Source organism: Mycobacterium sp. TH-M11, assembly GCF_057473725.1.
The window spans coordinates 1-6,988 of sequence record NZ_JBYCLD010000430.1 but is presented as its reverse complement, the minus strand read 5'-3'; the positions used below and the strand labels follow the sequence as shown (position 1 = coordinate 6,988).

Annotated in this window: 8 protein-coding genes and 1 pseudogene; 4 read left to right on the top strand and 5 right to left on the bottom strand. The window is 67.7% G+C overall.

What is annotated here, in order from left to right; genetic code table 11:
- A partial coding sequence (gene xseA / locus AC2VOG_RS16965) for an exodeoxyribonuclease VII large subunit (RefSeq protein WP_486941023.1) occupies positions 1-852 on the bottom strand: 852 nt, incomplete at its 3' end.
- Positions 849-1,406, bottom strand: coding sequence for a lipid droplet-associated protein (locus AC2VOG_RS16960; RefSeq protein ID WP_486941022.1), 558 nt, complete (start codon positions 1,404-1,406; stop codon positions 849-851). The genes xseA and AC2VOG_RS16960, both read right to left, overlap by 4 nt.
- Before the next feature lie 73 nt (positions 1,407-1,479).
- On the opposite strand from AC2VOG_RS16960, the gene AC2VOG_RS16955 reads away from it, so the two are divergent.
- Complete coding sequence (locus tag AC2VOG_RS16955) at positions 1,480-2,484, top strand: 4-hydroxy-3-methylbut-2-enyl diphosphate reductase (protein WP_486941021.1); 1,005 nt, start codon at positions 1,480-1,482, stop codon at positions 2,482-2,484.
- On the opposite strand, the gene AC2VOG_RS16950 is transcribed toward AC2VOG_RS16955, so the two are convergent.
- On the bottom strand, positions 2,481-3,467 hold the full coding sequence (locus AC2VOG_RS16950) for a DUF6542 domain-containing protein (RefSeq protein ID WP_486941020.1): 987 nt from the start codon (positions 3,465-3,467) through the stop codon (positions 2,481-2,483). The two genes, AC2VOG_RS16955 and AC2VOG_RS16950, sit on opposite strands and share 4 nt — an antisense overlap.
- A 99-nt stretch (positions 3,468-3,566) precedes the next feature.
- Here AC2VOG_RS16950 and ychF point away from each other — a divergent pair, with 99 nt between their 5' ends.
- Positions 3,567-4,640, top strand: coding sequence for a redox-regulated ATPase YchF (ychF, locus tag AC2VOG_RS16945; RefSeq protein WP_486941019.1), 1,074 nt, complete (start codon positions 3,567-3,569; stop codon positions 4,638-4,640).
- Between the two features lie 3 nt (positions 4,641-4,643).
- On the opposite strand, the gene AC2VOG_RS16940 is transcribed toward ychF, so the two are convergent.
- On the bottom strand, positions 4,644-5,603 hold the full coding sequence (locus tag AC2VOG_RS16940) for a redoxin domain-containing protein (RefSeq protein ID WP_486941018.1): 960 nt from the start codon (positions 5,601-5,603) through the stop codon (positions 4,644-4,646).
- A 35-nt stretch (positions 5,604-5,638) separates the two neighbouring features.
- On the opposite strand from AC2VOG_RS16940, the gene AC2VOG_RS16935 reads away from it, so the two are divergent.
- Both AC2VOG_RS16935 and AC2VOG_RS16930 read left to right on the top strand, forming a co-directional pair.
- Entirely contained in the window at positions 5,639-6,256 is a 618-nt protein-coding gene (locus AC2VOG_RS16935) for a restriction endonuclease (RefSeq protein WP_486941017.1), read from the top strand.
- Positions 6,257-6,293: 37 nt separating this feature from the next.
- On the top strand, positions 6,294-6,641 hold the full coding sequence (locus tag AC2VOG_RS16930; RefSeq protein WP_486941016.1) for an Mtp family mycobacterial-type pilin: 348 nt from the start codon (positions 6,294-6,296) through the stop codon (positions 6,639-6,641).
- A 123-nt stretch (positions 6,642-6,764) separates the two neighbouring features.
- Here the strand turns inward: AC2VOG_RS16930 and AC2VOG_RS16925 are convergent.
- Positions 6,765-6,988, bottom strand: a pseudogene (locus AC2VOG_RS16925) (guanylate cyclase); the annotation flags it as partial.

Sequence of the window (6,988 nt, the reverse complement as noted above, 5' to 3'; positions counted from 1 at the left end):
TTGCTCGGCTGCGGTGTCGGGAACGATCTTCTTGGCAGCGTCGGTCGGTGTGGCGGCGCGCAGGTCGGCCACCAGATCGCAGAGCGGGTTGTCGGGCTCGTGACCGACCGCGCTGACCACCGGTGTGCGGCACGCCGCGATCGCTCGGCACAGCGTCTCGTCGGAAAAGGGCAGCAGGTCTTCCACGCTGCCACCGCCGCGGGCCAGCACGATGACGTCGACGCCGGTGGCAGAGTCCAACTCTCGCAACGCCTTGACGATCTGCGCGACGGCGCTCGGCCCCTGGACCGCGGTGTTGCGGACCGCGAACCGCACCGCGGGCCACCGGGTGGCGGCCACCGTGGTGACATCGCGTTCGGCCGCACTGGCCCGTCCGGTGATCAGTCCGATCATGTTGGGCAGGAACGGGATTGGCCGCTTCAGTCGCGGATCAAAAAGACCTTCGGCGGCCAGCAGCTGCCGTAATCGCTCGATGCGAGCCAGCAGTTCGCCGATGCCGACCGCGCGAATTTCGGACAACCGCAACGTGAGAGTGCCCCGGCCGGTATAGAAGTTCGGCCTACCGCACACCACGACCTGCACGCCCTCGACCAGCTTGACCGGCGCGCCGTCGACCAGGGTGCGGGGTGCGGTCACGCTCAGCGACATGTCGGCGGCCGGATCCCGCAACACCATGAAGACGGTCCGGGAACCCGGTCGAATAGTGATCTGGGTCAACTGACCCTCGACCCAGACCACGCCGAGTTTGTCGATCCAGGCCGCGATCCGCGTTGCGACCGCGCGAACCGGAAAGGGGTTCTCGGCCGAATTGGCCGATCGGGCTGGCCGGGCCGCCGCGGAGTTGTCGGTCACTTCGCCGTCGCGCGCGTGATCCTGTTGGCGAGCAGCGTCTGGAACGGAGCGCGTCCCTTGGTGGCCTCCTCGAAGGCCAGCAGCACTTCCAGCTCGTTGACATCAAGGGACTGCAGCCGGGCCCGCAGCTGCGCCAGCGTCAGCTGCTCGTAGTCCAGCTCCTCGACCACCGCGGGCGCGGCGACCGACGGCTTGGACGCGGGCCGCGCGGCGGCGGTGTCCGCCGCGTCGGGGGACGAGTAGAGCGCGAACCGGCCTCCGGTGCGGGACTCGACGCCAGCCGGGTCGTCGTCGGCTCCGGTGTCGAGCAGGTCCTCGTCGAACGTCGCCCACTCGGGCTGCTCGTCCTTGGGCGGGAAGATCTGCTCGAGGGTGGCGTCGCCCTTGATCACCAGCTCAGCCAAGTTCTGCTGGAATCGCATCACGACGTGCGCGGCCGTGCTGGCCAGCGTCATCGGGTACATCAGGATGGTTTTAGGCAGCCGGATCGTCTCCTCGACGGCCATCGTGGCCGCGCCGACCAGCAGCCGGACCCCGTACGGTGCAGTAGCCATGCCGTCAAGATTGCCTTAACCGGCGGACAACTCCAAGCTGAGCGCGCGAAATCTGCCCAGTACCCTGGGTGACATGCCGCCGACGGTGAACATGGGCCCACACATTGGGATGACGGCTGGTGTGTCCGAGCCGGTGACCGGAAAGCGGGTGCTGCTGGCCGAGCCGCGGGGATACTGCGCCGGCGTCGACCGCGCCGTCGAGACCGTCGAGCGCGCGCTGGAAAAGCACGGCCCGCCGGTCTACGTCCGGCACGAGATCGTGCACAACCGCTACGTGGTGGAGACCCTGGCCAAGGCGGGCGCGGTGTTCGTCGACCAAACCGACGAGGTGCCCGAGGGTGCGATCGTGGTGTTCTCCGCCCACGGCGTTGCGCCGACCGTGCACGCCTCGGCCGCCGAGCGGCAGCTGAAGGTCATCGACGCGACCTGCCCGCTGGTGACCAAGGTGCACAACGAGGCCAAGCGATTCGCCCGCGACGACTACGACATCTTGCTGATCGGCCACGAGGGCCACGAGGAGGTCATCGGCACCGCTGGTGAAGCGCCCGACCACGTGCAGTTGGTCGACGGTCCGGGCGCTGTCGACGGCGTGACGGTCCGCGACGAGAACAAGGTGATCTGGTTGTCCCAGACCACGCTGTCCGTCGACGAGACGATGGAAACCGTGCAACGACTGCGGGCCCGCTTCCCGAAGCTGCAGGATCCGCCCAGCGACGACATCTGCTACGCGACCCAGAACCGTCAGGTTGCGGTCAAGGCGATGGCGCCCGAATGTGAGCTGATGATCGTCGTCGGCTCACGCAACTCGTCGAACTCGGTGCGGTTGGTCGAAGTCGCGCTCGGCGCCGGATCGGCGGCCGCGCATCTGGTCGACTATGCCGACGACATCGATCCCGCTTGGCTGGACGGCGTCAGCACGGTCGGCGTGACATCCGGTGCGTCGGTGCCCGAGGTGCTGGTGCGTGGCGTGCTGGAGCGGTTGGCCGAGCACGGTTACGACGTGGTTCAGCCCGTGACAACAGCCAACGAGACGCTGGTGTTCGCCCTGCCGCGGGAGATCAGGCCGGCGCGCCGCTAGTCCCAGGGGTCGGCCGACGGCCTGCGCGGCCGCCGCGGGCGTTCGTCGTACGGCGGCTCTCCGCCGGCGGTCGTGCGGTACCGGACCTGCGAGATCGGGTGATGGGTCGCGGCAGCGCCGTTCGGCGTGGACCGGCGTCGCGGCGGGGGAGTGTCAAAGGGCTCGGCCGGCGGGTCACGGCGCACTTCGCGCGGCAAACGGCCACGCGACTCCGGATCGCGCGGCGCCCTGGCGCGGCGCCGTGGCTCACCGGCGTCCATGTCGCGTGTCGGGCGTCGGCGTCCACGATCGCGGGCCGGCTCGGCGTCGTCCAGCGGTGGGCGCGGCCGTCGGGTGCGCGTCGAGGTCGCCGGACGTCGACCGGTCCTTCTGTCGGCTGCGCTCGATCGCGCCACGGAATGCTCCCGCCGGGCGCGGGGCCGGACGGACTTCTCGGTCGGCTCGACATCGGCGGTGTCGCGATGGAGCAGTGCGGTCAACCGCTCGACCAGCCCGACTCGCTTCTCCTCGCTACCGGTGGTCTCGTCCACGTCAGTGGTGGTCGCGCGCGAGGAGACCATGCCGAGGTACCACCGGACCAGGCCCACCAGCAGGACGCCGAGTGAGGTCGACAGCATCAGCGGGAAACGCTCGATCAACGGATAGCCACAGTTGATGACGAGGTCTTTGACGCCGGTGAACTTGGCGCCGTGGAACAGGAAGTAGGCACCGGGTACCGCGCAGAACAAGATCAGCGGTGGCTGGATGACCGCGGTGAAGACGCCGGCCTGCTGGACGGCGAGCACCGCCGCGACGCAGCCCATCACGTACAGACCGGAGAAGACAATGGTCAGCTCCTTGCCGGAGCCGGCGTCGAACGCAAAGCCTGCGGCGACACCAGTCACCGCGATGGCCACCGCGGCCCACCACGGCACACCGGGAACCGACGGGACGATCGAGCGGTGATCTGCGGCCACCTCCGACCGGGCCGGCTGTTCTGACACATGTCGACCGTACCGGCTGGACGCCGAAAGGCGCGTAACGACCTCGTTAGTAATGCGCGGGCGTGCCAAACTTGCAGGCTCTCCTAGACTTGTGTCCCTGTGAGCCTCAGCCTTGGGATCGTGGGTCTGCCGAATGTCGGCAAATCGACCCTTTTCAACGCGCTGACCAGGAACAACGTGGTCGCCGCCAACTACCCCTTCGCGACGATCGAGCCGAACGAGGGCGTGGTCCCGCTGCCCGATCCGCGGCTGGACAAGCTGGCCGAGATGTTCGGCTCCGAGAAGACCGTGCCGGCGCCGGTGACCTTCGTCGACATCGCCGGCATCGTGAAGGGCGCCTCCGAGGGCGCGGGCCTGGGCAACAAGTTCCTGGCCAACATCCGCGAGTGCGACGCGATCTGTCAGGTGGTGCGGGTGTTCGCCGACGACGACGTGGTGCATGTCGACGGCAAGGTCGATCCGAGCGCTGACATCGAGGTGATCGAGACCGAGCTCATTCTCGCCGATATGCAGACACTGGAGAAGGCCGTGCCGCGGCTGGCGAAGGAAGCCCGAAACAACAAGGAGCGCAAGCCGTTATACGACGCTGCTGGCGCCGCGCAAGAGATTCTCGACGGTGGCAAGACCCTGTTCGCGGCCGGTGTCGACGCGTCACTGCTGCGTGAGCTGAACCTGATGACCACCAAACCGTTTCTCTACGTGTTCAACTCCGACGAGTCGGTGCTGACCGACGACGCCCGCAAGGCCGAGCTACGCGCGATGGTCGCGCCCGCCGACGCGGTGTTCCTCGACGCGAAAATCGAGAGCGAGCTGCAAGAGCTCGACGAGGAGTCGGCCGCCGAGCTACTCGAGTCGATCGGACAGACCGAGCGCGGTCTGGATGCGTTGGCGCGGGCCGGTTTTCACACCTTGAAGCTGCAGACCTATCTGACCGCCGGGCCCAAGGAGTCGCGGGCGTGGACCATCCACCAAGGCGACACCGCGCCCAAGGCGGCCGGGGTGATCCACACCGACTTCGAAAAGGGCTTCATCAAAGCCGAAATCGTGTCCTTCGACGATTTGGTCGCTGCCGGGTCGATGGCCGCGGCCAAGTCGGCGGGCAAGGTCCGCATGGAGGGCAAGGACTACGTGATGACCGACGGCGACGTCGTCGAATTCCGGTTCAACGTCTAAAGGTCAGGAACTGGCACGGAGTTCTCGTAGGCCACGCAGGGTCCGGTCGATCATGTCGCGGCGTTCATCGATCGTCATCGAGTCGCCGCGCGGTGCCCGCACCCGCACATAGCCCTGTGTCGCCAGATCGTCGACCAGGAACCGCGTCGCGCCGAGCGGCAACGACAACCGCGACGCGAGCTCGGCGACCGACGGACTGTGCGCGGACCATGTCAGGATCTGGCCCCGGACATCGTTTTTCCGCCAGCGTGGCGTGATCGCCGTCGTGTCGAGCGCTTCGACCGGAGCATCGAGCGCCACGTCGACCCCGGCGTCGATACGCCCCGTCGCCAGTGTGAATGGCCGGACCAAGCTCGGTGTGTCGGTGGCTTCCGGTTCGGTGAACCAGTCGCTGGCCGCCTCGTGCTGCCCGATCGGTGGCCGACTAGGCGCCTCGTGGTTCTGCAAGAACCGCAACGCCGCGTCGGCGTGCACCGATGCGCGCACCTCGTTGGCGATGACCTTGAGCACGGTGCGGTCGACGTCGATGATGAATGTGGTCCGTCGGACCGGCAGCAGCCGGGCCAGCAGGCCGCGGCGCCGAGTGTGCCGGCGACGCCGAGGCGCATCGCTCGCCATGACAGCTCTGCGCAGCCTGGCGAACCTGCCTCGGCGCACCCCGAACAGTTCGGACACCACGCCGTCTGCGTCGGAGAGCAGCGGATAGTCGAACGAACGCTGTCGGGCGAAGTGGGCCTGCCTGTCGACCGTGTCGGTGCTGATCCCCACCCGCTGGGCGTCCGCTCTGGCGAACTCGGCGCTCAGGTCCCGGAAATGACAGGCCTGCGCAGTGCAAATCGGCGAGGACGCCAGCGGGAAGAAGAACAGCACAACCGGACCTGCGGCAAGGAGCGCGGACAGTGTTCTAGGCCGACCGGTGTGGTCGTACAGGGTGAAGTCAGGCGCCTTGTCGCCCGCGATCATCGGCAAAGAGTAGCGCGGGAACCTTGGCGCGACGCGTGACTTGGATAATTCGGTCGCCGCACGTCGGCAAAGCCGAAGCGGGCATCAGCGGCTTCCTGCCCGCAAATGTCGGTGAGCGCCTCTATCCTCGGCCCGAGATGAAGATCACCTACCTGTTCCTGCCGGTCTACTTCGGGCTCTTCGCGGGCCTCGTCGGGCGCAGCGTCAAGGTCGGCTTGGCGGGCGCGGCTGTGGGTCTGGTTCTCGCCGTCGTCCTGGCGGCCGAGCGGCGTCGGCCGAGCGACGGCATGGCAGCAATCGACGCGATGGCCGGAACGGACTTCGAGGAATATGTCGCAGCGCGCCTCGAGCGGGCCGGCTGGCAGGTCACCTTCACCCCGGGCAGCGGCGACTACGGCGTCGACCTGATCGCCCGGCGCGACGACCGAGCGGTGGCCGTGCAATGCAAGCGGCTCGGCAAGCCCGTCGGGGTCGCGGCGGTCCAGCAGGTGGTCGCGGGGGCGCGTCACCACGACTGCACGAAAAGCATCGTCATCAGCAATCAGGAATTCACCGACGCGGCCAAAAAGCTGGCTTTCACCCACAACTGTCAGTTGATCGGTCGCCGGGCACTTCAGGCCTGGGTCCCGCCGCCCGCGCGGCGCGCGGTTTAGCACATGCTCTGAGTGCCATTAGGGCACACTCTGGGAGATGGCGACGATAAAGCGACTGGCGTGGGTCTTGGCGCTGGCCGTGCTGGGAGCGGCCCTGCCGGCCAACGGGACCGCTCACGCAGCGCCGGCTTTTCACTGGTGTCCGGGCCAGCCGTGGGATGCGGGCTGGGGGACCATCTACGACTGGGACTGGCATCAGTGCCACGACTGGCAGCGGGCCGCCGGTCAGGGCGGGGCGATGGGCAATGGGCCCTGGGGGCTTCCGCCGGCCTGGGCGCCGCCCCAACCGCCCCCACCGCCGTGGGCGCCCGGAGCGCAGGTGATGTGGAACATGACCGCTCGTGCCTGGGGGTTCTGGAACGACAAGGTCTGGATGCCGCTCTGACATTCTTGTCATAGGAGGTACCTGGCATCGGGCCCATGGCATTCGTCTCGACCGCGATCCTGACGGCAACCTCTTCACTCTGGTCACCGACGACGCGCGGGCCGAGTTCGGGTCGTGAGGCGATCAGTCCGCCAAGACTGCGATTTCGCTGCCCAGCCCGTACGGCGCGATCAACGGTAGCCTGTCACCGCTCCAAAACCGGCCAGGATCAAACCAATTCGACCGCTTCTCGGTCTCGATAAGCCCCATTTCCTCGTAGGTGACGGCCACGGTCTCGGCGCAGTAGGCGGATTCGAAGCCTGCCTTGCGCTGTTCTGCTCGGCGCCGACGGGTCGCTTCGCGCACGC